Below are 26,117 nucleotides of genomic sequence, written 5' to 3'. Positions count from 1 at the left end.
GTGGACTGGAGCCTGATCGCCGAACAATTGGCGGCCTTTGCCAGCATCGTCCTGGTCGACCTTGCGCTGGCCGCGGACAATGCGGTGGTGATCGGCCTTGCCGCGTCGGCGGTGGCGCCCGAACTGCGGCGCCGGGTCATTATCTGGGGCCTGGTCGGCGCCACGGTGCTCCGCATCGTCTTCGCCGTCATCACCACCGAACTGCTGGCGATCATCGGCCTGACCCTTGCCGGCGGGCTGCTCCTGCTCTGGGTCGCGTGGAAGATGTGGCGCGAGGTCGACGCCCAGCGGAAGGCCCGGGCCAGCGGCCGGGAAGCCGGCGACGAGGAGGAATTCGTCCCCGGCGAAAAGGCCCCGGCCAGTTTCAAGGGCGCGGTGCTGCACATCGTGCTCGCCGATGTTTCCATGTCCCTCGACAATGTGCTGGCGGTCGCCGGCATCGCGCGGGACCATCTCTGGGTGCTGGTCGCTGGCCTTCTCCTGTCGATCGCCCTGATGGGCATCGCCGCCGGCGTGGTCGTCACCCTGCTGAAGCGCTATCACTGGATCGCCTATGTCGGCCTTGCGATCATTACCTATGTCGCGCTGGACATGATCTATAAGGGGACGGTACAGGTCGTGGCGGCGGCGAGCTGACGACAATTTTGAAAAAACAAGCCGCGCACTTCGTTCGAGAGGGCCAGTCTCGACACCAACAAGAATGCCCGCCCGGGGGGCCGCTATGAGCAAGATCAATCATTACGAAGTCGACCTCGACAAGAATGCCGCCAACTATGTCCCGCTGACGCCGATCGGCTTTCTGGAGCGGGCGGCGGCGGTCTATCCGACGCGGACGGCCATCATCCACGGCGAGTTGCGCTATACTTACGCCGAAGCCTATGCCCGCGCGCGGCGCCTCGCCTCGGCGCTGGCGGCACGCGGCGTCGGCATCGGCGACACGGTTTCCGTGATGGCGCCGAACACCCCGCCGGTGCTGGACGCCCATTTCGGCGTGCCCATGACCGGCGCCGTGCTGAACACGCTGAACATCCGCCTCGATGCCGCGACCATCGCCTTCACCCTCGACCATGCCGAGACCAAGGTGCTGATCACCGACCGCGAATTCTCGCATGTGATCAAGGCGGCGCTCGAGATCGCCAAGGCGAAGCCCCTGGTCATCGACATCGACGATCCCCAGTACACGGGCCGGGGCGAGCGCCTGGGCGCGATCGAATACGAGGATTTCATCGCCGCCGGCGATCCGGACTTCGCCTGGACCGGGCCCGACGACGAGTGGCGCGCCATCAGCCTGAACTATACCTCGGGCACCACGGGCAATCCGAAGGGCGTCGTCTACCACCACCGCGGCGCCTATCTGAACGCGGTCGACAACATCGTCTCGGCGGGGATGACCGGCAAGTCGGTCTATCTCTGGACCCTGCCGATGTTCCATTGCAACGGCTGGTGCTTCACCTGGTCGCTCGCCATCGTCGGCGGCACCCATGTCTGCCTGCGCCGGGTCGAGGCGGCGGCGATCTACGCCTCGATCGAGACATACAAGGTCACCCACCTGTGCGGCGCGCCCATCGTCATGGGCATGCTGATCAATGCCGGCGCCGAGGCGAAGCGCCCCCTGCCCCATCCGGTCGAACTCTTCACCGCCGCGGCACCGCCGCCGGCCGCCGTCATCGCGGCGATGGAAGACAACGGCTTCAAGATCACCCATCTCTACGGCCTGACCGAAACCTATGGCCCGGCCACGATCTGCGCCTGGAACGAGGATTGGGACGCGCTCTCGACCGACGAGCAGGCGGCGCTGAAGGCGCGCCAGGGCGTGAAGTCGCCGCTGCTGGCCGGGCTCGACGTCATGGACCCGGGCACCATGACCCCGGTACCGCGCGACGGCCTGACCATGGGCGAGGTCATGTTCCGCGGCAACCTGGTGATGAAGGGCTACCTGCGCAACCCCAAGGCGTCGGACGAGGCTTTCGCCGGCGGCTGGTTCCATTCGGGCGACCTCGGCGTCATCCACCCGGACGGCTATATCCAGCTGCGCGACCGCTCGAAGGACATCATCATCTCGGGCGGCGAGAATATCTCGACCATCGAGGTGGAGGACGTGCTCTACAAGCACCCGAAGATCCTGGAAGCCGCGGTCGTCGCCCGCCCGGACGAGAAATGGGGCGAGACCCCTTGCGCCTTCATCAACGTGAAGGCGGGCGAAAGCCTGACGGAAGACGAGGTCATCGCCTTCTGCAAGGCCAATCTCGCCGGCTACAAGGTGCCGCGCACCGTGGTGTTCGAGGAATTGCCCAAGACCTCGACCGGCAAGGTGCAGAAATTCGTCCTGCGCGACCGCGCCAAGGCGCTGTGACCGCCAGGGCACTGTGACCGACGGGGCCCGGGTCGGCGATCCGGGCCCCTTCCCGGCAGGGCATGCAGGGGATAGGGCATGCAGAGATTGCATGTGCGGTTTCATCGAAGCGTCCTAAGCTGGCGGCAGCTTTCCCCAGGTGCATCATGTCCCTGCCCTTCGACCCGCATCTGTTCCAGCTTTACCTCGTCGCCGTCATCGTCCTGATCCTGATCCCGGGGCCGGATTTCCTGCTCGTCCTCGGCCGCAGCCTGTTCGACGGGCGCCGGGCCGGCTGGACCGCGATCGGCGGCATCACCCTCGGCAACACCATCCATTCGACCCTGGCGGCCGCCGGCATCTCGGCCCTGGTCGCGGCCTCGCCCGCCCTGTTCCAGGGACTGAAGCTGCTGGGCGCGGTCTATCTGGCCTGGCTCGGCCTGCGCGCCCTGGCGGCGGCCCGGCGGCACTGGCGCGAGCACGGCACCCTCGAATTGCGTGCCGCGCCGGATTCGGCCCGGCGCATCTTCACCCAGGCCCTGGTCACCAACCTGCTGAACGCCAAGGTGATCCTGTTCTACCTTGCCTTCGTGCCGCAGTTCGTGGCGCCCCAGCTCGGCCATGTCGCGGTGCAGACCTTCGTCATGGGCATGATGATCGCGGTGGTCGGCGGCCTCTACCTCGCCGCCATCGCCGCCTTCGCCGCCGGCACGGCCAGCCGCATCGCCGGCAACCGCTGGTTCCGCACCGGGGTCGAGGGCCTGTCCGGCCTCATCTTCATCGGCTTCGCGCTGCGCCTGTTCTTCACGGAACGGAAGCTGGTCTGAGCCTCAGCCCCCCGCCTGGGCCGCAGCCCGGCGTTCCAGCTCGTCGGGCGAGACATCCTCGACATGGGTGGCGACATGCCAGACATGGCCGAAGGGATCGACCAGGCTGGCCATGCGGTCGCCGTAGAATTTCACTTCGGCCGGACTGCGCAGCACCGCCCCCGCCGCCACCGCCCTTGCGACCAGATCGTCCACGTCCGGGCAATAGAAGGTGAAGGAGACGCTGGCCCCGGCCGCCCCGGGCACCGGCGCCAGGGCACCGTATTCGGGAAAGGGATCGGCCAGCATGATGATGCCCTGGCCGAATTTCAGTTCGGCATGGCCGATCCTGTCGCCCCCGGCGCCGATCCGGAACAATTCGACCGCATCGAAGACCGCGCGGTAGAAATCGATCGCCCGGGCCGCCCCCTCGACGATCAGATAGGGGGTCACGCCTTCATAACCGTCCGGAATGGGTTTCACCATGTTCGCCTCCCCGAGTGTTCTTCTTATGTTCCAGGAGAACCGCCGGCGAGTCAAGCCGCGTGGCGCGCCTTCAGGCTGAACAGCAGGGGCAGGTCCGGCCCCTCGTGCCGGCGCCAGTAATAGCCGCCGGCCTCCGCCGTCATGCCGGGCAGGGCTTCCCAGGCGGCGAAGGGATATTCGCGAAACTCGAAGACCCGCAGCCCGGCCTTTTCCAGCGCCGCCATGATGTCGGCGATGGTCCAGGCCCAGCCGATGCCCGGCTCCTTCGGCAGATAGTCGGGCACGGCGTAATCGGGCACGCCGTCGAGCGCCATCGGCTCGTCCTTGTGGAAATAATCGAAGCGCTGGTAGAGCCGGCCCGAGGTTTCCAGATCCATGGCCAGGCCGAAGGGATGGGCTTCCATCATGTAGAAGACCCCGTCCTGGGCGAGGTGGCGGGCGACGACCCGGCCCCAGGCCTCGATATCCGACAGCCAGTTGATCGCGCCATGGGAGGTGAAGATCCGCTCGAAGCGGCTTTTCAGGTCGAGGTCGAGAACATCCGCCTCGACGAAATCGGCCCAGGCGCCGAGCTTGAGCTTTTCCGCCAGGGCCGACGCCTCGCGGATCGCCGCCCCCGAAATATCGACCCCCGTCACCCGCGACGCGCCGAGGCGCAGCAGCGACAGCGTGTCGAGGCCGAAATGGCACTGGAGATGCAGCAGGTTCTTGCGCAGCAGGGGCGACAGTCCCTCGCGCTCGACGGGGCCGACGGTGCAATGGCCGGCAAGAAAGGCATCCACCTTATAGAAGGCCGAGTCGCGATGGATGGCCGTCACCTCGTCCCAATGGCGTCGGTTGGCATCATGCGGGTGACTCATCGCGGGGTCTCGCAGGGGGGGAAGGCAAGGCGGGCGGATCATAGGCCCGCCGCCCCCGGCGAAACAAGCAGGCCGACGTCAGGCCGCGCGCTCGACCCGCTGCTTCAGCTTGGCGAGGCCGCCGCCGAGAATATGCCGCACCAGCATCTCGGTCGGCGCGCCGAGGAACGAAATGCGCGGATCGAAGGTGATGCGATAGTCGATCTCGGTGCCGCCGTCCGCCGTATCGGTCAGGCGGATGCAGCCCAGGTGGTTCTTCACCGGGCTGCCCTCGATCACGGTATATTCGACATATTCGTCCGGGATCAGCGCCGTCACCTTCTCGTCCGTATAGGAAACGCCGAAGGAAACCCGGCGCACCGAGCCGGCGCCATTGACCCCGCCCGGCCCCGTGCCGTCGATGATCCGCTTCGTCCGCCCCGGCAGCAGCGAGCCGAATTTCTCGTGATCGCCGAGCCAGGCGAAGACCGCCGGGCGCGGCGCCTTCACCACGAGGTTGAACGCGATATTGCGGCTGGCCATCCGCCCCTCCCTGAAATCCGGGGAACAGGATCGGCCAGCCGCAGGCCGCTGCCTACGTCTTTTTGGATTAGGGGCAGGGGTTCGGGTTGGCGCGGTGGATCGCCTCGATCCCCTTCAGCACCTCGTCGGAGAGGTCGAGGTCGATCGAGCCGATGTCGGCCTTCAACTGTTCGAGACTGGTCGCGCCGATGATGTTGGCGCCGAGGAAAGGCCGGCTGTTGACGAAGGCCAGCGCCATCTGCGCCGGGTCCAGGCCATGCTGGCGCGCCAGGGTGACATAGGCATCGGCCGCCGCCTGCGCCCCCGCCGTCGCATAGCGGACGAAGCGCGAGAACAGGGTCAGCCGGGCATTGGCCGGCCGGGCGCCGCCGAAATACTTCCCGGTCAGGAGCCCCATGCCGAGCGGCGAATAGGCCAGCAGTTCGACCCCCTCGCGGTGGGCGATCTCGGCATGGCCGATCTCGAACAGCCGGTTGACCAGGCTGTAGGCATTCTGGATCGAGACGATATGGGGCAGACCCAGGCGGTCGGCGGCTTCGAGATAGCGCATCACCCCCCAGGGGCTTTCGTTGGAAACCCCGAGATGGCGCACCTTGCCCGCCTTCACGAGGCCGGCGAGCGCGTCCAGCGTCTCTTCGATCGGGATCAGGTCGGTCTGCTCGAAATGCCGGTATTCGGCGATACCGAAGGCATTGGTCAGCCGTTCCGGCCAATGGACCTGATAGAGATCGACGTAATCGGTGCCGAGGCGCTTCAGGCTGGCGTCGATCGCCTGGTTGATCTGGGCCTTGTCCAGCCGGGTGGTGGGCTGGCGGATATGGCCGCCCGGGCCGTCGCGCCCGGCGACCTTGGTCGCGAGGATCACCTTGTCGCGGTTGCCCCGGGCCTTCAGCCAGGAGCCGATATAGGCCTCGGTCCGGCCCTGGGTCTCCGCCCTGGGCGGCACCGGGTACATTTCGGCGGTATCGAGGAAATTCACCCCCTGGTCGAGGGCGTAGTCGAGCTGCTCATGGGCCTCCGCCTCGGTGTTCTGCTCGCCCCAGGTCATGGTGCCGAGGCAGATCACGCTGACGTCGAGATCGGTGCGGCCAAGCCGGCGGTACTTCATGCGGCAATCCTTGTTGACGGAACGCGAGACTACTGGAGGGCGCGGACCACGAGGGGCGTGATCCGTTCGACGATGATGGCGACGCCCGCCCCGTTGGGATGCATGCCGTCCGCCTGATTGAGCGCGGGCTGGGCGGCGACGCCGTCGAGGAAGAAGGGATAGAACGGCACCCCGTGCTTTTCCGCAAGCCGGGGATAGAGAGCATCGAAGCGGGCGACATAATCGGCGCCAAGGTTCGGCGGCGCCTTCATCCCGGCCAGCAGGGCGGGAATGCCCCGTTCCTTGAGGACGGCCAGGATCCGGTCGAGATTGGCCTCGGTCGAGGCCGGGTCCAGGCCGCGCAGGGCATCGTTGGCGCCCAGTTCGACGATCACCAGATCGGGCGCCGCCGCCGGATCGCCCAACGCCCAGTCGAGCCGGGCCAGCCCCCCGGCGGACGTATCGCCCGAGACCCCGGCATTGACCACCCGGGCCTCGACCCCGGCGCCGGCCAGCGCCTGTTGCAGGCGCACCGGGAAAATCTCCGGCTCGTCGAGGCCATAGCCATGGGTCAGCGAATCGCCCAGCGCCAGCACGGTTTTCGGCTGCGCCTGCGCCCCCGCCCCCGAAACCGCGAGCCCCAGCACGACCGCGAGGTTGAAAACCAGGGCGCGCAAGCCATATGACCAAATTCCGGTACTGTTTCGCACAGGGTTCCCCTCCTTGGCCTCACCTGAAATCAAGCTCGAAGCCGTGCGGCTGACGCTCGCCAGCGCCGCCGGACCGGTCGACATCCTGCGCGGCATCGACCTTGCCGTCGAGCCCGGCGAGACCATCGGCCTGATCGGTCCCTCGGGTTCCGGGAAATCGACCCTGCTGTCGGTCATGGCCGGGCTGGAGAAGCCCACCAGCGGCACCGTCACCGTCGCCGGCCACGGGCTGCACGCGCTGGACGAGGACCGCCTGGCGCGCTTCCGCCGCGATCATGTGGGGATCGTGTTCCAATCTTTCCACCTGATCCCGACCATGACCGCGCTCGAAAACGTCTCGGTCCCGCTTGAGCTTGCCGGCGACCGCGCGGCCCGGGCCAAGGCGCGGGCCGAACTGGAGCTTGTCGGCCTCGGCCACCGGCTGGACCATTATCCGGCACAGCTTTCGGGCGGGGAGCAGCAGCGCGTGGCCCTGGCCCGCGCCCTGGTCGCCAGCCCCCGCATCCTGTTCGCCGACGAGCCGACCGGCAACCTGGACGGCAAGACCGGCGAGACCATCGTCGAGCTTCTTTTCGGCCTGGGGCGCCGGCATGGCGCCACCCTCGTCCTCGTCACCCATGATCCGGGCCTGGCCGCGCGCTGCGACCGCCAGCTGCGCCTGGCCGACGGCCTCGTGGTGGCGGACGAGCGCCGGCCATGAGCCGCCTCGCCGTCACCCTGGCCCGGCGGGAATTGCGCGCCGGCGTGCGCGGGTTCCGCATCTTCCTGGCCTGCCTGATCCTGGGGGTCGCGGCGATCGCCGGCATCGGCAATCTCGGCCGCGCGGTCGAGGCCGGACTGGCCGCCAAGGGCCAGGACCTCCTCGGCGGCGACATCGAGCTGCGCCTCGTCCAGCGCGAGGCGACGGCCGGGGAAGAGGCCTATATCGCCGGGAAAGCCGTCGCCGTCTCCACCGTCCGGCAGATGCGCGCCATGGCCCGCCGCGTCGGCGGCGCCGAGGGCCGCACCCTGGTCGAGCTGAAGGCGGTGGACGGCGCCTATCCCCTTTACGGCAGCCTCGGCCTCGAACCGGCGCAAAGCCCGACTGATGCCTTCGCCCGCCGCGACGGGCTGCCGGGTGCCGCGGTCGATGCGGTGCTGCTGACCCGGATCGAGGCCGCCGTCGGCGATACGATCACCCTGGGCGATGCGCAGTTCCGCGTCAGCGCCGTGATCGCCGCCGAGCCGGACATCGGTTCCGACGCCTTCGGCCTCGGCCCCCGGGTGATGATCGCCATGGCCGACCTGCCGGCCACCGGCCTGTTGCAGCTGGGCAGCCAGATCAGCACCTCCTACCGCCTGAAGCTGCCGCCCGGGACCGATGCCCGCGCCCTCGCGGAAGACCTGAAGGCCGATCAGCCGGACGCCGGCTGGCGTATCCGCAACAGTTCCAACGCCGCCCCCGGCATCCGCCAGTTCGTCGACCGCCTGGGCCAGTTCCTGACCCTGGTGGGATTGACCGCGCTGGTCGTCGGCGGGGTCGGGGTGGGCAGCGCCGTGCGCGCCCATATGGCGACCAAGACCAGAACCATCGCCATCCTGAAATCGCTGGGGGCGCCGGCCGGCCTCGTCTTCGCCGTGTTCCTGATCCAGGTGACGGCGATCGCCCTTGTCGGCATCGCCATCGGCCTTGCCGTCGGCGCCCTGCTGCCTGTGGCCCTTGGCGGCGTCATCGGCGCCGCCCTGCCGATCCCGGCCGAGATCGGCATCTATGCCGAGCCCCTGCTGCTGGCCAGCGCCTTCGGCCTCGTCATCGCCCTGCTCTTCGCCCTGTGGCCGCTGGCCCGGGCGCGGGAAGTGCCGGCGGCCCATCTGTTCCGCGATCTCGTGGCGCCCGACCGCGTGCTGCCGCGGAAACGCTATCTGGCCATGATGGCGGCGCTCGTCGTCATTCTCATCGGCCTTGCCCTTGCCACCGCCAACGAGATTTCCTTCGGTCTCTATTTCATTCTCGGCACCCTTGGCGTCTTCGTCCTGCTGCGCCTGGCCGGGCTGGCGGTGACCGCGATCGCCGCGCGCCTGCCCCGGCCGGCACGGCCGGGGGCGCGGCTTGCGCTTGGCAACCTGCACCGGCCGGGGGCGGCGACCGGCTCGGTCGTGCTCTCGCTCGGCCTCGGCCTGACCTTGCTGGTCGCGGTCGCGCTGGTGCAGTTCAACCTGCAGAATCAGGTGACGGAACGCCTGCCCAGCGCCGCGCCGTCCTTCTTCTTCGTCGACATCCAGACCGACCAGATCGAGGCCTTCACGACCCTGGTCACCGGCATCGAGGGCACCGCCGACCTGAAAGCCGTCCCTTCCATGCGCGGGCGGATCACCCGCATCAAGGGCGTGCCGGCGGACCAATACCCGGTGAAGCCGGACGGCCGCTGGGCCCTGCGCGGCGACCGCGGCGTGACCTATGCCGCCGTGCCGCCCGAGGGCGCCAGCCTGAGCGCCGGCGCCTGGTGGCCGGCGGATTACCGCGGCGCCCCCCTCGTCTCCTTCGACGCGGCCCTGGCCGAGGCGATGGACCTCTCGATCGGCGACAGGATCACCGTCAACCTGCTCGGCCGCGACATCGAGGCGGAAATCGCCAGCCTGCGCCGCATCGACTACACCACCCTGACCATCAATTTCGCCCTGGTGTTCTCGCCCGGCATGCTCGAAGCCGCGCCGCATAATTTCCTCGCCACCGTCCGCGCCAGCCCCGAGGCGGAACCCAAGGTGTTCCGCGCCGTCACCGACCGCTTCCCCAATATTTCGGTGATCCGCATGAAGGAAGCGCTCGAAACCGTGGACGGCATGCTGCGCCAGCTCGCCCTGGCCGTCCAGGTTACCGCTTCGGTTACCCTGGTCGCCGGCCTCTTCGTCCTGGCCGGCGCCTTGGCCGCCGGGCACCGCCAGCGGCTCTACGATGCCGTCATCCTGAAGACCCTGGGGGCCTCGCGCGCCCAGGTGCTGGCCGCCTTCAGCCTCGAATATGCCGTGCTCGGCCTTGCCACCGGCCTCGTCGCGCTGGGGGCGGGGACGGCGGCGGCCTATGGCGTCATGGTCGGGGTCATGCGCAGCAGCTTCACCTTCGATCCCCTGATCGCCGTGCTGGCGGCCGCGGCCGGCATCGTGCTCACCGTCGGTCTCGGCCTGGCCGGGACCTGGGGCGCGCTGGCGGGGCGGCCGGCACCGGTGCTGCGCAGCCTGGCCTGAACGCCGGCCTATCCCGACTGGGCGCAAACGCGAAGGATGGCGAGCAGCGCCATGGCGATCCCGATGCCGATCCAGAAATTATGGGCGGTACGGCGCTTGCCCTCGGCCTCGGCCGGGGTCAGGGGGTGGACTTGGCCGTCGGCGCCGGCTTCCACCGGATCGCCGACCTCGCCGATCGCAACCCCCGCGAACCGGGCGATCGCCTGTCCCGCGGCCTCGACCGGGAATTGGATCGAGCCTTGCGCGGCGCGGGAGCCGAAATCGTAACTCTCGCCGCTGTGGGTCACGACACGCCAGCATTCCTCGATCCAGGGCACGCCCATGCTCTGGCGGATCACTTCGCGGCGCTCGATCCCCGCAATGTCGGCGGCGGCGAGTTCGACATCGTGAAACGGCGGCCGGATACTGTTGCGGCCCCAGGTCGGCAAGGTCATGTGCAGGCGACCGTCGCTGCCGATGCGCACCTTGTGCCGGACCATGGCCCGGGCGGGCCGGACCACGATGGGGATCACCGGCGCAAGAAGAAGGCCGAACAGGGCCAGCAACACGCCGGAACCGGGATCGCCGGTGATGAACAGCGCCAAGGCACCGGCGATCATGCCGGCGACGAGCCCCGCCAGGAGCAGCACGACGAACCAGATCAGCCCGATGCCGTACCAGGGATGCCCGTATACCGTCTCGACGGCGGCCCCGGGCCCGCGACGCGCGGGTGTATTCATCGGGTATTCTGGCAAAAGGCGGCTTCCGAGCCGCGGCCGCTGACGAAGCTCAGCGTCGGGACGCCCTGGCGCACCTCGTAAACCGCTTTGAAGCCGTCCGGCAGCGCACCCGCGAGCGTTCCACTGGTGAAAGTCACCTCGCTCGCCTCACTGATCGAATATTCGCCGGCCGAGCCATCGTAGCCCTTGTAGGTCCCCGGCCCGGTGACCGTGAAGTTCAAGGTCAGTCGCGGCTCGCTGAAGAACCAGCATTCAAAGGCACCGGACGCCATGTCGGCCGCAGCGGCCGCCGCCCCGGCGGACGACAGGATGGCGGCAAGCGCGCCCGCACGGACGCATCGGCGAAAATCGACAACGATCATGTGGCTCAAGCCCCCCTGAAGCACGGCCTAACGTTTGCAACAACGGCAGGCATCGTCAAGGCCGGCAAGGTCGTGGGCCGCCGGCACGACCCGCCCCCTGCCCGTTTCGGGCATTGCGCCCCCGGAATCCCCGGCGGAGGATGCCCGCAACAGGCCACGGAAGGCCGAGGGGGAGGGGCATGCGTCGCATCATCGTCGGATTCGTGCTGCTGGTGCTGGGGGCCGCCCTTGGCCTCGGCAGTGCCTGGGCCGGGCTCAATATCTCGCTGGACCGGACCGCGACCAGGGTCGGCGCGTGGCAGACGCCCCTCGATGCCGGGGGCACGGACCGCGGCCTCTATACCCGGGCCGTGGTCGCGCTGGGCGCGCTGCTGGCGCTGAGCCGCAGCGAGACGATCTATTTCATCGCCCGGGCGGACGACCAGGGCGAACCCTTGCGCGGCAATTGCACCTATGAACTATCGGGCCGCGACCTGCCGGCGCGCTGGTGGTCGGTCACGCTTTATGCCGGCGATCATTTCCTGATCGCCAACCCGGAGCAGCGCTGGTCCTTCAATGACGCCAACCTGGCGCGGGAAGCGGACGGCAGCTTCCGCCTGACCATCGCCCGCGACCAGGCGCCGGGCAACTGGCTGCCCAGCGGGACTGCTGACAGGCTCGTGCTGCTGGCCCGGCTCTACAACCCGCAAGGAACGGTGGCCACCGACCCGGCCACCGCCGTCCTGCCCACGATCACGCGAAAGGCCTGCTCATGACCGCGCGCCTGCTGCGCCGGGCGGCGATCGTCCTGGTCGTCGCCGCCGTCACCCATGTCGCCGCCGTCTGGGCCCTGCCCCGCCTCATCATGAGCGTGGTGATCGACCGCGCGGCGGCAACCGCGGGCGGCCCGAACCGGCCGCTGCATCCGCCCGCCGTCGACGACACGTCGCGCTGGGTGGTGCTGCCGTCCCCGGATCTTCGCTATTCCAGCTGTGCGCTGGACCTGCGCCAGGGCCCGGTCGAGGTCAGCGCCACGCCGCCGGAGAGTTATTTCTCCCTCTCGGTCTTCGATGCGATCACAGACAATGTCTTCGTCATCAGCAATGCGACCACCGGCAGCGGCCCGATCCGCCTCGTCATCGCCGGGCCGGACAAGCCGCCGCCCACCCTGCCCGAGGGCGCGCGGCTGGTGACCATGCCGACCGAAACCGGCCTCCTGCTGCTGCGGGCCCTGGCGGCGACGCCGGAACTCGCCGCCGCCGCCGACGAAGCCCGCCGGACCCTGGTGTGCAAGCCTTTGGCCTGACCGCCCCGCGTCAGCGGGCGGCGAGCAGGGCATCCGCCAGTTCGGCGAAGCCCTGGCCGCCGCGGGCCGTGGTCACATAGGCGGGTTTCGCCGCCAGCCGGTCGCCGAAGAAATCGAGATTGGCGACCCCGACCGCGAGCGGGAAATAGGAGAACATGGGCACATCGTTCGGGCTGTCGCCGATGAAGGCGACACGGGTGCGACAATCGTTCAGGTCCGCGCCGAAATAGTCGCGGAACAGGATGCGGGTCATCGCCAGCTTGTCCCAGTCGCCGAACCAGCCGTTGACATGGGCGGTGCTGTATTTGGCGCTGGCGCCCGCCGCCTCGAACAGGGCGACGATGCGATCGACCGCGGCCCAGGGCAGGGGCGCCACATCCTCGCGGAAATCGATGGCGAGATCGGCCTCGCGGCAGAATTGGTCGGTGGCGACCGCCGCCCCCGGCACCTGGGCCGGGATGGTTTCCGCCAGGGCGGCCAGCCGGGCACGGTCGGCGGCGCGGACCTTGGGGTCCTGTTTCCAATAGCGCCGGACCAGCCGGTTCGCCGCCCGGTCGTGGGCGAAGAAAAAGGCGCCGTTCTCGCCGATCACGGCGGCGACGGGCCATTGCCGGGCGATCAGGTCGCACCAGCCGGCGGGCCGCCCGGTGATGGGCACGACCTTGATCCCCGCGTCCGCCAGCCGCTCGATCGCGGCATAGGTGACGGCGGGCAGGCGGCCGTGGGTGGTGAGCGTGTCGTCGATATCGGTCAGGACGAAATCGACGCCGGCGCGGACCAGCGCCGGCATCTCGGCCAGGGGGCGCATCAGGGGCCGTCCGGGCTGCGGCGCTGGGCGAACCAGCCGTCCACCGCATCGCGCCCCGCCTGGTCCATCAGGATGAAGGCCTTGGTCCGGCGATAGAGGAAATCCTCGGCCGTGCGGGCATCCTCGACCGTGACCGCATGGACAAGCTCCGCCTCGGGCACCATGCCGCCGACGAGGCGGGCAAGCTCCGGCTCCTGGCGGATCATGGCATAAAGGGTCTCGATCTCGGCGCCATAGGTGAAGGCCCAGCGCCGGCGGATCTCGGCCGGGATGTCCTCGGGGCCGTTTTCGGCCAGGCGGGCCAGGGTCTCGCGGTCGTATTCGCCGCCGTGAAGCGGCGCGGTCGCGGTCCAGGCCGGCCCCAGGCTCGCGCCGAGCGCGGCCAGTTCCGCCATCACCAGTTCGCCCAGTTTCCGGTGCGTGGTGATCTTGCCGCCGAAGATGGAGACCAGGGCGCCCCGGCCCTGACGGGTCGAGACCAATTCGTATTCCCGCGTCACCTTGGACGGATTGTCTTCCCCGTCGTCGACCAGGGGGCGGACACCGGACCAGGTCCAGACCACGTCGGCGGCGGTGACGTCGTGATTGAAGAAGCGGCGATAGCAGTCGAGCAGATAATCCCGCTCCTTGTCCGAGCAGCGGGGCCGGGCCGGATCGCCGTCATGGGGCACGTCGGTGGTGCCGACGATCAGGAAGCGGCCGAGCCAGGGAATGACGAAGACCACCCGCCTGTCGTCGTTCTGCAAGGTAAACGCCCGGGTCTCCGCCGGGGCGGGCATGGGCAGGACGATATGGCTGCCGCGGACGAGGCGCAGGCGCTTCGCCGGCGGCGGCCCGCCCGCCACCTTGGCCAGGACCTCGTTCACCCAGGGCCCGCCGGCATTGACGACGAAGCGGGCATCGACCGTCCGCGCCCGCCCGTCCTCGCGCAGGGTGACGCGATAGCCGTCCTGCCGCGGCTCGATCTTCGTCACCGGGCGGTAATTGCCGATGTCGGCGCCGCGTTTCCGCGCGTCCAGCAGGGTTTCCAGGGTCAGGCGCGCATCGTCGGTCCAGCAGTCGGGATAATGCAGGACGGCGCGCACGCTGTCGGGGCGAAGGCGCGGCACCCGGTCCCGCGCCGCCCGGGTCAGGCGCCCGGTCTTCGCCAGCAGGCGCCGGCCCGAGAGCATGTCGTAGAGGAAGAGGCCGAGGCGCACCACCCAGGCCGGGCGCGGCTGGCCCCGGGTCACGGGCACCAGGAATTGCAGGGGGAAGACCAGATGGGGGGCCAGCTTCATCAGGGTCTCGCGCTCGTGCAGCGATTCGCGGACGAGGCGGAATTCATATTGCTCGAGATAGCGGATGCCGCCGTGGATCAGCTTGGACGAGGCGGACGAGGTCGCACTCGCATAGTCGTTCGCCTCGGCGAGGAGAACCCGCAGGCCCCGGCCCGCCGCATCCCGCGCCACCGCGGCGCCGTTGATCCCGCCGCCGATCACCACCAGGTCGAATTGGCTGTTCATGCCCCTGTCCCATTCCCGCCGGTTCGCCGCCGGCCCCGCCCTCATAGCATGGATGCGGGACGGCCGTGGGACAATCCGCCGCCGGTTGAGGGCGGTTTCCGGGCCGGCGCCCCGGCATCTGCCATGCGCGCGGCGGGGCTATTGGCCAGCGCCGGCTTGGGGTATTGTCCCGGCCCATGAAGCCGGTCATCGACATCAAGAAACTCACCAAGCGCTATGCCTCGGGCTTCACCGCCCTCAAAGGCATCGACCTTGCCATCGACGAGGGCGAGATCTTCGCCCTGCTCGGCCCGAACGGCGCCGGCAAGACGACGCTGATCAGCATCGTCTGCGGCATCGCCCGCGCGACCTCGGGCCAGGTGCTGGCCGGCGGCCACGACATCGTCAAGGACTACCGCGCGGCGCGCAGCCTGATCGGCCTCGTGCCCCAGGAACTGACCACCGACGCCTTCGAGACGGTGTGGAACACGGTCAGCTTTTCCCGGGGCCTGTTCGGCAAGGGCCGGAATCCGGCCCTGATCGAGAAGATCCTCGGCGACCTCTCGCTGCTCGACAAGAAGGACAGCCAGCTGCGCCAGCTGTCCGGCGGCATGAAGCGCCGGGTGATGATCGCCAAGGCCCTGTCCCACGAACCGCGCATCCTGTTCCTGGACGAGCCGACCGCCGGCGTCGACGTCGAACTGCGCCGCGACATGTGGGAGATGGTGCGCAAACTGCGCGAGACCGGCGTCACCATCATCCTCACCACCCATTATATCGAGGAAGCCGAGGAAATGGCCGACCGGGTGGGCGTGATCCGCAAGGGTGAGATCATCCTGGTCGAGAAGAAGGCCGAACTGATGCGCAAACTCGGCCGCAAGGAATTGATCCTGCATCTCCAGCAGCCCCTGGCAGCACTTCCGGGCGATCTGGCCGCCTTCGACCTCCGTCTCGACGGCGAGGGGCGGGAGCTGGTCTATACCTATGACACCAAGGGCGAGCGGACGGGCATCACCGCCCTGCTCGGCGCCATCGGCGAGGCGGGCATCCGCTTCAACGACCTCCAGACCCGCCAGAATTCCCTCGAAGATATTTTCGTCAGCCTGGTGAGCACGCGGCCATGAACATCCACGCGATCCGCGCCATCTATCTGTTCGAGATGGCCCGCGCCTGGCGCACCCTGATGCAGAGCATCATCTCGCCGGTGATTTCCACCTCGCTCTATTTCGTCGTCTTCGGCGCGGCGATCGGCCAGCACATGGCGGCGATCGACGGGGTCGACTACGGCGCCTTCATCGTGCCCGGCCTGATCATGCTGACGCTGCTGATGCAGAGCATTTCGAACGCGTCCTTCGGCATTTATTTCCCGCGCTTCACCGGCACGATCTACGAGGTGCTGTCGGCCCCGGTCTCGCCGTTCGAGATCGTCGCCGGCTATGTCGGGGCCGCCGCCACCAAGTCGGTGCTGCTCGGGCTGATCATTCTCGCCACCTCCACCCTGTTCGTGCCGGTGCGGATCGAGCATCCCGTGCTGATGCTGGCCTTCCTAGTGCTGACCGCGGTCACCTTCAGCCTGTTCGGCTTCATCATCGGCATCTGGGCCGACGGTTTCGAGAAGCTGCAACTGGTGCCTTTGCTGATCGTCACCCCGCTCACCTTCCTCGGCGGCAGTTTCTATTCGATCGAAATGCTGCCGCCGTTCTGGCAGACGGTCAGCCTGTTCAACCCGGTGGTCTATCTCGTCTCCGCCTTCCGCTGGAGCTTCTTCGGCCAGGCCGAGGTCGATCTCGGCCTGTCGCTGGGCATGACCGGGGTGTTCCTGGTGCTGTGCCTCGGCGGCATCGCCTGGATCTTCCGCAGCGGCTACCGGCTCAAGGTCTGAGCCCGGGCCCTGCGCCGCGCCTCCTGCGGGGTCTGGCCCAGCACGCGGAGAAAGCCCTGGCACATCCGCTCGGGATCGCCGAAGCCGGCCTCGCGGGCGATCTCGTCGAAGCTCTTGCGCCCGTCCTCGACCGGGGGGCGGGCGGCCTCGACCCGCAGGCGCTCGACGGCGCGGGCCGGGGTCATGCCGCAGGCGCCGGTGAAGGCCCGGGAAAACTGCCGGGCACTGAGGCCGGCGATCGCCGCCAGCCGCTCCACCCCGAGGTCGGCCGCCAGATTGTCCCGCGCGAAGCTCAGCACCTTGCGGATCCGGTCGGCCCCGGGATCGAGGTCGAGCAGCGACGAGAACTGGTTCTGCCCGCCCGGGCGGCGGTGATAGACCACCATCAGCCGGGCGACATTGCACGCCACCTCCGCCCCGAGGTCGTCCTCGATCAGGGCCAGCGCCAGATCGATCCCGGCCGACATGCCGGCCGAGGTCCAGACCGCGCCGTCGCGGACGAAGATACGGTCGCCCTCGATCCGCGCCGCCGGGCACAGGGCCTGCAATTGCGGCGCCCCCAGCCAATGGGTGGTCGCCTGTCGCCCGTCCAGCAGCCCGGCCGCACCGAGAATGAAAGCGCCGGTGCAGACGCTGGCGCAGCGCCGCACCCGGGCGGCAGCGGCCGCCACCGCCGCCGCCAGGGCCACCGCCCCCCGGTCGTCCAGGGGCGCCGGGGCGCCGGGCACCAGCAGGGTGTCGATCGCCTCCTCGCCCAGGGGTTCCGTCAGCACTTCGAGGCCGGCGCTGCTGCGCACCAGCCCGCCGGCAAGCGACGCCACGCGCAGGCGGTATTCGCCCCCCGACAGGCCCCGCGCCAGGGTGAAGGCTTCCAGCGGCCCGCTGAGATCGAACAGCACGAAATCCGGATAGACCAGGAAACAGACCGCGCGTGCCATGACCGAATTCCCGGGAATATTGTCATTTCGGCCATTGAAGCCCGCGCCTATCCTGGCGGTCAATCACCACGATCCGGAGATACGGGCATGACGGCCACCGCCATCGACAAGCACCACCATCACCAGGGGGTCCTGGCCCCTGCCCTGGTCGGCATCGGCCTTAGCGTGCTGACGGTGCCGGCCCATCTGTTCCTGCCCCGGGACGCCTCGATCGACCTCGCGGCGGTGACGGTCGCGGTGATCGGCGCGATCTATCTCGGCTTCGCCATCCAGGCGGGCTCGGTCCGGCAGATCGCGGTCGAGGCGGTGGTGGCGGTCCTGTTCCTGGGGGCGGCGCTGGCCGGGCTGTGGTGGTCGCCCTGGGTGGTGCCCGCCGCCTATGCCGGCCATGGCGTCTGGGACTGGCTGCACCACGGCCGCGGGCACAGCCGCGACCTCGTCGCGGTGAAATCCTGGTATCCGCCCTTCTGCGCGGCCTACGACTGGATCTTCGCGCTGGGCCTTGCCGCGATCTGGCTGCTTTGACCGGCTTGCACCGAGAGCGCCGGGGACCTAGTTTCCGGCGCAAGTGGTGCGAGGTGGTGATGACGCTGTCCCCTGATCAGATCGAAGCAATGACCCGGTTCGCCGGCCGCCTGGCCGATGCGGCGCGGGCGGTGATCCTGCCCTATTTCCGCACCGACATGCCGGTGGACGACAAGGCGGATCTCTGGGGCGGGGCCAAGGGCTACGACCCGGTGACCGCGGCGGACAAGGGGGCGGAAGCCGCGATCCGCGCCCTGATCGAGGCGGAATACCCGGGCCACGGCATCCTGGGCGAGGAATACGGCGAGAAGACGGGGACCGAACCCTTGACCTGGGTGCTGGACCCGATCGACGGCACCCGCGCCTTCATCACCGGCCTGCCGCTGTGGGGCACGCTGATCGCCCTCAACGACGGCACCGCCCCGGTGATCGGCGTCATGGACCAGCCCTATACCGGCGAGCGCTTCACCGGCAATCCGGACGGCGCCTTCCTAGAGCGAATTGCCGATTCATTGAATCGGCAATTCGCTCAAGTGTCCTTGAATAGAGCGGTTTCCGGCAAACTGGTTTCCACTTCGCCGGAAACCGCTCTAGGCACCAAACGGCTGAAGACCAGGGCCTGCCCCGGCCTCGCCCAGGCCCGGCTGATGACCACCAGCCCCCACCTGTTCCGCACCCCGGAAACCCAGGCCGCCTTCACCCGCGTCGCCGACCGGGCGCAACTGGTCCGCTACGGCGGCGATTGCTATGCCTATGCCATGGTCGCGGCGGGCCAGGTCGATGCGGTGATCGAGACCAATCTCGAAGCCTATGACATCCAGGCCCTGATCCCGATCGTACGGGGCGCCGGCGGCCAGGTGACGGATTGGACCGGCGGCGACGCGCAAGCCGGCGGCAGCGTGGTCGCCACCGGCGACGCCCGGGTCCATGCGGAGATTCTGGCCCTGCTGAACGCCTGAGCGGCGGCGGGGATCAGGTGCCGTAGGTCGGGCGGACGCCGAGGCTGCCGAGAAAATTCCCCGAACCGTCGAGCGGCACCGAGAAGGGCCCGAAACTGCCGAGCGTATTGCCCGACCCCGAGCCCATGAGCATGGTGAAGGGACCGCTGTCCTTGCCGCCCTTGGTGCGGAAATCGAACAGCAGCACGGCGGCGCCGCTGCCGTCGAAAACCAGCACTTCGCCGTTCGGAAAGGCATCGCCCCGCACCTTGCCGGTCAAGACGATCGCCTTGGCCAGGAACTGAACCTTGAGATCGACGAAAGTGTCGATATCGGGCGCGCCCGGCACCATCGGATTGGCCCCGGCGGAAGAGGCGGTGAAATCCAGCGCGGTATCGGTCTTGGTGCGGATTTTCAGGTCGGTCGCGACCTTGGCGTATTTCTTCGGCCCGGTGCCATAGGACGTGCCGCTGGACGAGCCGATGACCGAGCCCACGTAGCCGGGGCCGAACTCGACCTTGGCGGCCGTCCGCGACGAGGCGCTGGCGTTCATGTCGGGCCCGGTGCGGCTGTCGCCCTCGAAGCCGAGACCGAAGGTGGCGAAAGGCGCGTAGCGACGAAAGACCAATGTGCAAGCCATGGCGGCCTCCTGTTTCTCTTCGAGGCAGTCTGCCGCGGGCCGAAGTCTCTTTCGTGATCGGCCGTCACATCCCGAGCAGATTTCAGGGTGCCGGCGCCGTGCGGAACGGCGCAGGCCTTCGGCCACGGCCCCCTGTTCCCCGCGTGCCCGTATCATGCCGCCCCGCCGCGTCACGGCATCCGCCCGTCATGGCAGCGCCCGATCACACCAAAGGTCGAATTCGTCCCAGAGGCGACGGCGCAACTCGTCCCGTTCCTTCAGGATCTCGTGGCGGGCATCCCCGATCGCCAGCAGGGTGCCGTTCGGCAGGCGGGCGGCGAAGGCCCGCTCCGCCTCGGGCCGCACCACCTTGTCGCGGCCGGCGACGGCGACCAGCACCGGCACATCGATCGCCTCGGCCGCACCCGGCAGGCGCAGCGCCGCCATCGAGCGGAACGCGGCGTCGAGCCAGCCGAAGGTGGGCGCGCCCAGGGCGAGGCGGGGCTCGGCGGCGATGAAATGGCCCTGGTCGCCGGCGCGTTCCGGATCCGAGGTGAGGAGGTTGACGCCGGCGCCGGTTTCCTTCGGCGCCGGCACCACGCGCGTGCCAAGGCCGGCGCGGACGAGCAGGCGGGCCGTGCGCGCCGCCGCCCGTTCCGACAGCCGCCCGGTCTCGATCGCCATCATGGCGGAGAGCAGCACGGCCCCCGCGGCCCGGGCCCGCAATGCGGGGCATTCCGCAAGCGCGCGGGCGACGATATGGCCGCCCATGGAATGGCCCATGAGGATCAGGGGGCCGCGCGCCGGGATCGCCTCGACCAAGGTGGCGAGATCGTCGACGTAATCGGAAAAGTCGCGGACGTGGCCCCTCAGGCGGTCGGGCAGCGGCCGGTCCGACAGGCCCTGGCCGCGCCAGTCCATCATATGGACGTCGAAGCCGCGGTCGTGCAGGTCGGCGACGGTCTCATAGTATTTCTCGATGAATTCGTTCCGCCCGGTGAGCAGGACGACGGTGCCCCGCGCCACGCCCGGGACCGGAAAGGCGGCGGTGCGCAGCATCGCGCCGCCGCGCTCGATCCGGCCGAAGCGCCCGCCCGGCGGGGGATCGAGGCGCCGGGCGGGGGTGCTCATCTCGGCGGGCCCGTCCGGTCAGTGGGTCTGGCTGGCGGCGGTCAGGCGGGCGCCGGCGTCGACGATCTGTTCCCGCGTCGCGAGGAAGCGGACGTTCGGGTAATCGTCCTTGGCCCGCTGGAGATACCATTGGTTCCGCGCCAGATAGACCAGGGCGCCGTCGTGATCCTCGGCGAGGTTCATCTTGTTGGCGTCGGCGAAGGTTTCGATCGTCTTCTTGTCGTCGGCATCGACCCAGCGGGCCAGTTCGAAGGGCACGCTCTCGAACTCGATGTCGAGGCCGTATTCGGCCAGCAGCCGGCTTTTCAGCACGTCGAACTGGAGCGGCCCGACCACGCCGACGACGTAATCGCCGCCGATCTGCCGCCGGAACACCTGGGAGGCGCCCTCCTCGGCCAATTGTTCGAGGGCGCGGCGCAGGTGCTTCACCTTCATGGGGTCGTCCAGCTTCACCCGGCGCAGCATTTCCGGCGCGAAGGAGGGCACGCCCAGGAAGGCGAGGTCCTCGCCCTCGGTCAGGGTGTCGCCGATCCGGAGCGTGCCGTGGTTCGGAATGCCGAGGATATCGCCGGCATAGGCGAGATCCGCCGTCTCGCGGTCGCCGGCCATGAATTGCACCGGGTTGTTGATCGCCAGCATGCGGCCACTGCGCACATGCTTCATCTTCATGCCGCGCTTGAACTCGCCCGAAACCAGGCGCACGAAAGCCACCCGGTCGCGGTGGTTCTTGTCCATATTCGCCTGGATCTTGAAGACGAAGCCCGCGACCTTGCCCTCGGTCGGCGCCACCATCCGGGTGGTGGCCTTGGCCGGCCGGGGCGAGGGCGCCATTTCCCCCAGCCCCTGCAGCAATTCCCGCACCCCGAAGGAGCGCAGCGCCGAGCCGAAGAACACCGGCGTCAGGTGGCCGGCGCGGTAGCTTTCCTCGTCGAAGGGCTGGCACAGGCCGCGGATCATCTCCACATCCTCGCGCAGCTTCTCGACCAGCGCGGCCGGCAGCCTGGCATCGATCTTCGGATCGTCCAGGCCGGCGCATTTCTCGATCTCGGGCAGCTTGTTGCCGGCGCCCCGGTCGATCAGGATCAATTCGTCGTGGATCAGGTCGTAGCAGCCGTGGAAATCCCGGCCCTGGCCGATCGGCCAGGTGGCGGGGGTGACATCCAGCGCCAGGGTCTTCTCGATCTCGTCCATCAGTTCGAAGGGATCGCGGGCCTCGCGGTCCATCTTGTTGACGAAGGTGACGATCGGCACGTCGCGCAGGCGGCAGACTTCGAACAGCTTCAGGGTCCGCGTCTCGATGCCCTTGGCGGCGTCGATCACCATGATCGCGCTGTCGACCGCGGTCAGCGTGCGATAGGTGTCTTCCGAGAAATCCTCGTGGCCCGGCGTATCGAGCAGGTTGAAGGTGCAGCCGTCGGCCTCGAAGGTCATGACCGAGGCGGTGACGGAAATGCCGCGCTCCTGTTCGACCTTCATCCAGTCCGAGCGCGCACGCCGCTGGTCGCCGCGCGCCTTGACGGCGCCCGCCTGCTGCACGGCACCGCCGAACAGCAGCAGTTTTTCGGTCAGTGTGGTCTTGCCGGCGTCCGGGTGCGAGATGATCGCAAAGGTGCGCCGGCTCTCGATCGCGCTCGTCTCTATGCTCACGGCCGGTCCTGTCTCTGGGTGGCGGGACACTAGCGGCAGCGCCCGGCCGGTTCAAGTGCGGCCGGCCCGCCTTACCGCGTCTTCGCCCGATCGCCCAGGAAACCGCCCGGCGCCTCCGGGGTCGGGGCCGCGGGGGATGGCGCGGCCGGCGCCGCAGCCGGGGCCGGCGCGGCAGCGGCGGGAACGGCGGCCGGGGCCTCCGCCCCCGGGGTCGGCGGGCGCAGGGCCAGCAGGGCGCCGAAGGTGGCCGCCGCGAGCAGGAGGGCGCCGCCCGCCCAGATCAGCAGGCGCTTGCGGTCCAGCCCCTTCGGCCTGCGCGGGGCGGCCGGGGCCGGCACGTCGATGGCGGGGGCCGGCGGCAGGCTGCTGCGCAGGGAGCCCGGCGTATAGAGGCGGAGGATGACATCCGACATGCTGGCCGGGCGTTTGGCCGGATCGGGTTGCAGCATGGCGGCGATGACCGGGCGCAGCGCCTCGGGCAGGGCCGAGAGATCGGGCACCTGGCGGCGCGCCGCCAGCGCCGTCTCGATATTGCGCCCCATGTCGAGCTTGCGGCCGAGCAGGGCCGCCGCCATGACGAGGCCGAGGCTGTAGATGTCCGAACGGGCATCGACCTTGCCATCGTAAAGCCCCAGTTGCTCCGGCGCGATGAAGGAAATCTTGCCCGCCACCTGGCCGCCGAGCAGCGTGCCCTCGCCCGCGCCGTCGACCCGGGCGATGCCGAAATCGATGATCTTGGGGTGCATCATGTCGCCCCCCTCGAAGATGATATTGTCGGGCGAGAGGTCGCGGTGCAGCACGCCCTTGTCGTGGGCGATCTCCAGCCCGGCGGCGACATTGATCGCCATGCGCCGGACATCCTCGACCGGCAGGGGCCGGACGCCGATCAGGCGGGCCAGCGACGGCCCGTCGACATATTCCATCACCAGATAGGTGCGGCCGCGCTCGTCGCGGAAAATGCCGTCATAGGCGACGATCGCATCGGAGCGGAGCTGGCGCAGCGCCATCGCCTCGCGCCGGAACAGCTCGACGATGGTCGACGAGCCGGCCAGTTCGGCCCGGATGATCTTGATCGCGTGCAGCGTGCCCAGCGTCTCGTTCCGGGCCCGGTAGACCTCGCCCATGCCGCCCCGGGCGATCAGCGCTTCGATGCGATAGGTATTGCCGAGAAGGCTCTCGGGCGGGAGGGTGTTTTCCTGATCCATCGCTCTCTGCTGCCTGCGCTGCCGGGGCCGAAGCATGGCGGCCCCGGCGGCATTAGGCAATGACCTGCGCCACAGGGGACCTGCGCCACAGGTGGGAGGGGGCCTACATGCTTTCCGGCAGCAGCATCGATTTCGGCCGCGCCCGCCCGCGGTCCAGGCGCGGCGCCAACCCGCGGCGCAGCGAATCGATCGCCTGGTTCAGGGCCTGCCGGGCGCGCGGGATGGCGCCGGTGAAGGTGATGAAGCCGTGCAGCATGTCGGGATGGTCCTGCACCTGCACCGGAACGCCCGCCTCGGCCAGAAGCCCGGCATAGGCGACACCCTCGTCGTAGAGCGGATCGAAGCCGGCGACGACCACGGTCGCCGGCGGCAGGCCCTCGAAACTGTCGGCATGGATCGGCATGACGCGGGACAATTCCTCGTCGGTCAGGCCGCCGCCGGCCAGCGCCCGGAACCAGTCGGTCAACTGCTTCTCCAGGATGAAGCCGCGGCTGTAGAGTTCGGCGGAACGGGTGTTCATGCGCCCGTCCGTCGCCGGATAGATCAGCAGCTGGTGGCAGGGCATGCGGATGCCAGCATCCCGCGCCATCAGGCACACCATGGCCGAGAGCAGGCCGCCGGCGGAATCCCCGGCCACCGCCATGCGGTCCGGATCGATGCCGAGCTTCGGCCCGGTCTCGATCAGCCAGCGCCAGACGGCGCCGGCATCGATCACCGCCGCCGGCATCGGGTGTTCCGGGGCCAGGCGGTAATCGACCGAGATCACCGCCGTCTTGCCGCGCGCGGCGATATGGCGGCAGGTGCTGTCATAGCCCTCGACATCGCCGAGGACGAAGCCGCCGCCGTGGAAATAGACCGTCACCGGCATCGGCAGGCTGAGGCCGCGCGGCACATAGAGCCGGGCCGGCACCGGCCCCAGTTCGCCCGGGATCGACAGATCCTCGACCAGGGCCATGGGGCGGGCGGCGACGGCGAAGGATTTCATCGCCAGGCGATAGGCGGCACGGGCCTGCTGAAGCTGGACGCGGTGCAGCGGGAACAGCCGGCGCTGCACGGCGGCGAAGGCCTGAAGCTGCGGGTTCAGGCGCTTGCCCTCGATGATCGCCGGCGACAGGGCCGCCATGGTGGTGAGCAGCGGCGCCGACATGGCGGCGATGGTGTTGCGCATCAGGCGCTGAAGGTTGAACGCGAGACTCATGATCCTACCCGTTCTCCTCAACCCGCCCTGCGACGGCAGGGCGATCCGTGACTCGACGCCCGCCTGCGGCGGCCTGACGCCAGCGTCACCTTGTCACACCTTCCAAAGGATTAACGCCGACCGTCAAGTGTAGTTTTCTACGAAGATGAGGCGGATTCAGGTTGCATGACGCGGAAACGGCGGCGACGCGACGTCAAGGGCGCGGCGAATTTTTCCCGTCGGGGCGGCCTTCGATCATCGCAGCGTGATCCAGCCGTGGGCGGCCATGCTCTCGATCGTGTCGCGGATACTCGCGCGCGGGTCGGTATGGCGGTAGGCGTAGACGCCGGGCCATTTCGTCTCATAGACGTTGGCATGGCCGAGCTTGCCGTAAAGGACGCCGATATCGGCGACGAACGGCTTCAGCAGGAACAGCACCCAGGTCGGCAGCACGAAGGTGCCGGGGTTCAGGCCCCGCCGGCCATAGAGGGCGCGGATGATGCGCGGCGTCTCCACCACCTTGCCGACCATGCCGAAGCAGAAATGCCGCCGGCCGTCGGTCGCGGCATCGTCCATGACCGCGATATGCATGGCGGCGCAATCGCGGACGTCGACCGAATGGCCCGTCATGTCGATGGAGAAAGGCGGCTTGCGGTCGATCATGTCCTTGATCGTCTGCAGGCTGTAGCGCGCCCAGGGCACGAGCGACGGACCGATGATGAAGCCGGGGCAGACCGTGGCCAGCGGAACACCCCGGGGATTGCGCAGCGGATCGCGCGCCATGTCCCAGGCCAGCCGTTCCGCCAGGGTTTTCGAGCGGAAATAGTCGAACCGGCCGGCGGCGCCGCTCAGGTCCGTCCAGTCGTCCTCGGTGAAATGCCGGCGGCTGCGGGGATAGCCATAGGCGATGGCGGCCTCGGAACTGGTGACCACGATCTTTTTCACCGTGCCGGCGGCGAAGGCGGCAGCCAGGACGAATTCGGTCCCGGACAGGGCGCCGCCCGTCCTGTCGGTCTCGGTCGGGACGGCCTGGGGGCTGGCGACATGGAACACCCAATCGACCCCGGCCATGGCCGCAGCCCAGCCGCCCGGGGCCCGCAGGTCGGCCGCGGCCAGCTCGATCCCGGGCAGGATCCCGCAAAGGACCCGGTTCCTCTCCGCATCGTCGAGCCGGCGCACGGTGCCCCGCACGCGGAACCCGCGCTCCAGCAGATCCCTGGCCAGCCGCGACCCGAGATAGCCGGAAACGCCGGTCACCAGGCACAGATCGCCCTTTGCCATCGCTGAGGACATGATAGACAACTTTCTTCCGCAAGCCCTGCCGGCGGTTGCGGGCAGGGCCCCCTCTTAATATTGCATCAAATGCAAATTT

27 protein-coding genes are annotated in these 26,117 nt (G+C 68.9%); 11 read left to right on the top strand and 16 right to left on the bottom strand.

Going from position 1 to position 26,117, the window contains the following annotated elements; genetic code table 11:
- From DKG75_RS17790 to DKG75_RS17780, 3 genes are all read left to right on the top strand, one after another.
- Positions 1-636 (top strand): YjbE family putative metal transport protein, encoded by a 636-nt coding sequence (locus DKG75_RS17790; RefSeq protein ID WP_208111876.1) that lies wholly within the window; start codon positions 1-3, stop codon positions 634-636.
- 85 nt (positions 637-721) lie between these two features.
- Complete coding sequence (locus DKG75_RS17785) at positions 722-2,353, top strand: acyl-CoA synthetase (RefSeq protein WP_109922517.1); 1,632 nt, start codon at positions 722-724, stop codon at positions 2,351-2,353.
- Positions 2,354-2,499: 146 nt separating this feature from the next.
- A complete protein-coding gene (locus DKG75_RS17780; protein ID WP_109922516.1) occupies positions 2,500-3,159 on the top strand; it encodes a LysE family translocator in 660 nt (219 codons plus the stop codon).
- A gap of 3 nt (positions 3,160-3,162) precedes the next feature.
- On the opposite strand, the gene DKG75_RS17775 is transcribed toward DKG75_RS17780, so the two are convergent.
- The 5 genes from DKG75_RS17775 to DKG75_RS17755 all read right to left on the bottom strand — a co-directional run bounded on the left by DKG75_RS17775 (position 3,163) and on the right by DKG75_RS17755 (position 6,770).
- Entirely contained in the window at positions 3,163-3,624 is a 462-nt protein-coding gene (locus DKG75_RS17775; protein WP_109922515.1) for a VOC family protein, read from the bottom strand.
- Between the two features lie 50 nt (positions 3,625-3,674).
- Positions 3,675-4,484 (bottom strand): class I SAM-dependent methyltransferase, encoded by an 810-nt coding sequence (locus tag DKG75_RS17770; RefSeq protein ID WP_166646261.1) that lies wholly within the window; start codon positions 4,482-4,484, stop codon positions 3,675-3,677.
- Positions 4,485-4,562: 78 nt separating this feature from the next.
- Complete coding sequence (locus DKG75_RS17765; RefSeq protein WP_109922513.1) at positions 4,563-5,006, bottom strand: SRPBCC family protein; 444 nt, start codon at positions 5,004-5,006, stop codon at positions 4,563-4,565.
- A gap of 67 nt (positions 5,007-5,073) precedes the next feature.
- Positions 5,074-6,114, bottom strand: coding sequence for an NADP(H)-dependent aldo-keto reductase (locus DKG75_RS17760; protein WP_109922512.1), 1,041 nt, complete (start codon positions 6,112-6,114; stop codon positions 5,074-5,076).
- Between the two features lie 29 nt (positions 6,115-6,143).
- A complete protein-coding gene (locus tag DKG75_RS17755; protein ID WP_425086458.1) occupies positions 6,144-6,770 on the bottom strand; it encodes an arylesterase in 627 nt (208 codons plus the stop codon).
- Positions 6,771-6,816: 46 nt separating this feature from the next.
- On the opposite strand from DKG75_RS17755, the gene DKG75_RS17750 reads away from it, so the two are divergent.
- Positions 6,817-7,503 carry an ABC transporter ATP-binding protein gene (locus tag DKG75_RS17750; RefSeq protein WP_109922511.1) on the top strand — a complete coding sequence of 229 codons (687 nt, stop codon included), beginning with the start codon at positions 6,817-6,819 and terminating at the stop codon, positions 7,501-7,503.
- The gene (locus DKG75_RS17745) at positions 7,500-10,025 is read left to right on the top strand and encodes an ABC transporter permease (protein WP_109922510.1); all 2,526 of its coding nucleotides are present in this window, start codon (positions 7,500-7,502) and stop codon (positions 10,023-10,025) included. Before DKG75_RS17750 ends, DKG75_RS17745 begins: the two co-directional genes overlap by 4 nt.
- An 8-nt stretch (positions 10,026-10,033) precedes the next feature.
- Here DKG75_RS17745 and DKG75_RS17740 read toward each other — a convergent pair whose 3' ends face one another.
- Complete coding sequence (locus DKG75_RS17740) at positions 10,034-10,744, bottom strand: hypothetical protein (RefSeq protein ID WP_109922509.1); 711 nt, start codon at positions 10,742-10,744, stop codon at positions 10,034-10,036.
- Positions 10,741-11,106: a hypothetical protein gene (locus DKG75_RS17735; RefSeq protein WP_109922508.1), complete on the bottom strand. Its 366-nt coding sequence runs from the start codon at positions 11,104-11,106 to the stop codon at positions 10,741-10,743. Before DKG75_RS17735 ends, DKG75_RS17740 begins: the two co-directional genes overlap by 4 nt.
- A gap of 179 nt (positions 11,107-11,285) precedes the next feature.
- Between DKG75_RS17735 and DKG75_RS17730 the strand changes: the two genes are divergently transcribed.
- Together DKG75_RS17730 and DKG75_RS17725 are read left to right on the top strand one after the other, a co-directional pair.
- Positions 11,286-11,861 (top strand): DUF1214 domain-containing protein, encoded by a 576-nt coding sequence (locus DKG75_RS17730; protein ID WP_166646260.1) that lies wholly within the window; start codon positions 11,286-11,288, stop codon positions 11,859-11,861.
- Positions 11,858-12,391 carry a DUF1254 domain-containing protein gene (locus tag DKG75_RS17725; protein WP_109922506.1) on the top strand — a complete coding sequence of 178 codons (534 nt, stop codon included), beginning with the start codon at positions 11,858-11,860 and terminating at the stop codon, positions 12,389-12,391. The genes DKG75_RS17730 and DKG75_RS17725 overlap by 4 nt, the downstream gene beginning before the upstream one ends.
- 10 nt (positions 12,392-12,401) lie before the next feature.
- On the opposite strand, the gene DKG75_RS17720 is transcribed toward DKG75_RS17725, so the two are convergent.
- Positions 12,402-13,199, bottom strand: a complete 798-nt coding sequence (locus DKG75_RS17720; RefSeq protein ID WP_109922505.1) for an HAD-IIB family hydrolase — start codon at positions 13,197-13,199, stop codon at positions 12,402-12,404.
- A complete protein-coding gene (gene glpD / locus DKG75_RS17715) occupies positions 13,199-14,704 on the bottom strand; it encodes a glycerol-3-phosphate dehydrogenase (protein ID WP_166646259.1) in 1,506 nt (501 codons plus the stop codon). The genes DKG75_RS17720 and glpD overlap by 1 nt, the downstream gene beginning before the upstream one ends.
- Before the next feature lie 176 nt (positions 14,705-14,880).
- Between glpD and DKG75_RS17710 the strand changes: the two genes are divergently transcribed.
- Both DKG75_RS17710 and DKG75_RS17705 read left to right on the top strand, forming a co-directional pair.
- On the top strand, positions 14,881-15,807 hold the full coding sequence (locus DKG75_RS17710; RefSeq protein WP_109922503.1) for an ABC transporter ATP-binding protein: 927 nt from the start codon (positions 14,881-14,883) through the stop codon (positions 15,805-15,807).
- The gene (locus DKG75_RS17705; protein ID WP_109922502.1) at positions 15,804-16,565 is read left to right on the top strand and encodes an ABC transporter permease; all 762 of its coding nucleotides are present in this window, start codon (positions 15,804-15,806) and stop codon (positions 16,563-16,565) included. Before DKG75_RS17710 ends, DKG75_RS17705 begins: the two co-directional genes overlap by 4 nt.
- Here DKG75_RS17705 and DKG75_RS17700 read toward each other — a convergent pair.
- On the bottom strand, positions 16,547-17,503 hold the full coding sequence (locus tag DKG75_RS17700) for a GlxA family transcriptional regulator (RefSeq protein WP_109922501.1): 957 nt from the start codon (positions 17,501-17,503) through the stop codon (positions 16,547-16,549). The two genes, DKG75_RS17705 and DKG75_RS17700, sit on opposite strands and share 19 nt — an antisense overlap.
- A gap of 87 nt (positions 17,504-17,590) precedes the next feature.
- On the opposite strand from DKG75_RS17700, the gene DKG75_RS17695 reads away from it, so the two are divergent.
- Both DKG75_RS17695 and DKG75_RS17690 read left to right on the top strand, forming a co-directional pair.
- A complete protein-coding gene (locus DKG75_RS17695) occupies positions 17,591-18,028 on the top strand; it encodes a DUF6010 family protein (RefSeq protein ID WP_109922500.1) in 438 nt (145 codons plus the stop codon).
- Positions 18,029-18,087: 59 nt separating this feature from the next.
- On the top strand, positions 18,088-18,987 hold the full coding sequence (locus DKG75_RS17690; protein WP_109922499.1) for an inositol monophosphatase family protein: 900 nt from the start codon (positions 18,088-18,090) through the stop codon (positions 18,985-18,987).
- A 13-nt stretch (positions 18,988-19,000) separates the two neighbouring features.
- Here DKG75_RS17690 and DKG75_RS17685 read toward each other — a convergent pair whose 3' ends face one another.
- From DKG75_RS17685 to DKG75_RS17660, 6 genes are all read right to left on the bottom strand, one after another.
- Positions 19,001-19,606, bottom strand: a complete 606-nt coding sequence (locus tag DKG75_RS17685) for a hypothetical protein (RefSeq protein WP_133636672.1) — start codon at positions 19,604-19,606, stop codon at positions 19,001-19,003.
- Between the two features lie 186 nt (positions 19,607-19,792).
- Entirely contained in the window at positions 19,793-20,716 is a 924-nt protein-coding gene (locus DKG75_RS17680) for an alpha/beta fold hydrolase (protein ID WP_109922497.1), read from the bottom strand.
- A gap of 18 nt (positions 20,717-20,734) precedes the next feature.
- Complete coding sequence (locus DKG75_RS17675) at positions 20,735-22,363, bottom strand: peptide chain release factor 3 (protein ID WP_109922496.1); 1,629 nt, start codon at positions 22,361-22,363, stop codon at positions 20,735-20,737.
- A gap of 71 nt (positions 22,364-22,434) precedes the next feature.
- Entirely contained in the window at positions 22,435-23,568 is a 1,134-nt protein-coding gene (locus tag DKG75_RS17670) for a serine/threonine-protein kinase (RefSeq protein ID WP_166646258.1), read from the bottom strand.
- 103 nt (positions 23,569-23,671) lie between these two features.
- Positions 23,672-24,766, bottom strand: coding sequence for an alpha/beta hydrolase (locus DKG75_RS17665; RefSeq protein ID WP_109922494.1), 1,095 nt, complete (start codon positions 24,764-24,766; stop codon positions 23,672-23,674).
- A gap of 234 nt (positions 24,767-25,000) precedes the next feature.
- A complete protein-coding gene (locus tag DKG75_RS17660) occupies positions 25,001-26,038 on the bottom strand; it encodes an NAD-dependent epimerase/dehydratase family protein (protein WP_109922493.1) in 1,038 nt (345 codons plus the stop codon).
- Positions 26,039-26,117 lie beyond the last annotated feature (79 nt).

The sequence above is a fragment of the Zavarzinia compransoris genome (assembly GCF_003173055.1).
Classification (GTDB): Bacteria; Pseudomonadota; Alphaproteobacteria; order Zavarziniales; family Zavarziniaceae; genus Zavarzinia; species Zavarzinia compransoris.
Note: the sequence above shows the minus strand (reverse complement) of the source record. Positions and strands in the feature narration are given on the sequence as shown.

Coding starts and splice junctions, on each gene's coding strand:
- DKG75_RS17785 (WP_109922517.1), top strand. CDS start 722: ATGAGCAAGATCAATCATTACGAAGTCGACCTCGACAAGAATGCCGCC.
- DKG75_RS17780 (WP_109922516.1), top strand. CDS start 2,500: ATGTCCCTGCCCTTCGACCCGCATCTGTTCCAGCTTTACCTCGTCGCC.
- DKG75_RS17775 (WP_109922515.1), bottom strand. CDS start 3,624: ATGGTGAAACCCATTCCGGACGGTTATGAAGGCGTGACCCCCTATCTG.
- DKG75_RS17770 (WP_166646261.1), bottom strand. CDS start 4,484: ATGAGTCACCCGCATGATGCCAACCGACGCCATTGGGACGAGGTGACG.
- DKG75_RS17765 (WP_109922513.1), bottom strand. CDS start 5,006: ATGGCCAGCCGCAATATCGCGTTCAACCTCGTGGTGAAGGCGCCGCGC.
- DKG75_RS17760 (WP_109922512.1), bottom strand. CDS start 6,114: ATGAAGTACCGCCGGCTTGGCCGCACCGATCTCGACGTCAGCGTGATC.
- DKG75_RS17745 (WP_109922510.1), top strand. CDS start 7,500: ATGAGCCGCCTCGCCGTCACCCTGGCCCGGCGGGAATTGCGCGCCGGC.
- DKG75_RS17740 (WP_109922509.1), bottom strand. CDS start 10,744: ATGAATACACCCGCGCGTCGCGGGCCCGGGGCCGCCGTCGAGACGGTA.
- DKG75_RS17735 (WP_109922508.1), bottom strand. CDS start 11,106: ATGATCGTTGTCGATTTTCGCCGATGCGTCCGTGCGGGCGCGCTTGCC.
- DKG75_RS17730 (WP_166646260.1), top strand. CDS start 11,286: ATGCGTCGCATCATCGTCGGATTCGTGCTGCTGGTGCTGGGGGCCGCC.
- DKG75_RS17725 (WP_109922506.1), top strand. CDS start 11,858: ATGACCGCGCGCCTGCTGCGCCGGGCGGCGATCGTCCTGGTCGTCGCC.
- DKG75_RS17720 (WP_109922505.1), bottom strand. CDS start 13,199: ATGCGCCCCCTGGCCGAGATGCCGGCGCTGGTCCGCGCCGGCGTCGAT.
- glpD (WP_166646259.1), bottom strand. CDS start 14,704: ATGAACAGCCAATTCGACCTGGTGGTGATCGGCGGCGGGATCAACGGC.
- DKG75_RS17710 (WP_109922503.1), top strand. CDS start 14,881: ATGAAGCCGGTCATCGACATCAAGAAACTCACCAAGCGCTATGCCTCG.
- DKG75_RS17705 (WP_109922502.1), top strand. CDS start 15,804: ATGAACATCCACGCGATCCGCGCCATCTATCTGTTCGAGATGGCCCGC.
- DKG75_RS17700 (WP_109922501.1), bottom strand. CDS start 17,503: ATGGCACGCGCGGTCTGTTTCCTGGTCTATCCGGATTTCGTGCTGTTC.
- DKG75_RS17695 (WP_109922500.1), top strand. CDS start 17,591: ATGACGGCCACCGCCATCGACAAGCACCACCATCACCAGGGGGTCCTG.
- DKG75_RS17690 (WP_109922499.1), top strand. CDS start 18,088: ATGACGCTGTCCCCTGATCAGATCGAAGCAATGACCCGGTTCGCCGGC.
- DKG75_RS17685 (WP_133636672.1), bottom strand. CDS start 19,606: ATGGCTTGCACATTGGTCTTTCGTCGCTACGCGCCTTTCGCCACCTTC.
- DKG75_RS17680 (WP_109922497.1), bottom strand. CDS start 20,716: ATGAGCACCCCCGCCCGGCGCCTCGATCCCCCGCCGGGCGGGCGCTTC.
- DKG75_RS17670 (WP_166646258.1), bottom strand. CDS start 23,568: ATGGATCAGGAAAACACCCTCCCGCCCGAGAGCCTTCTCGGCAATACC.
- DKG75_RS17665 (WP_109922494.1), bottom strand. CDS start 24,766: ATGAGTCTCGCGTTCAACCTTCAGCGCCTGATGCGCAACACCATCGCC.
- DKG75_RS17660 (WP_109922493.1), bottom strand. CDS start 26,038: ATGTCCTCAGCGATGGCAAAGGGCGATCTGTGCCTGGTGACCGGCGTT.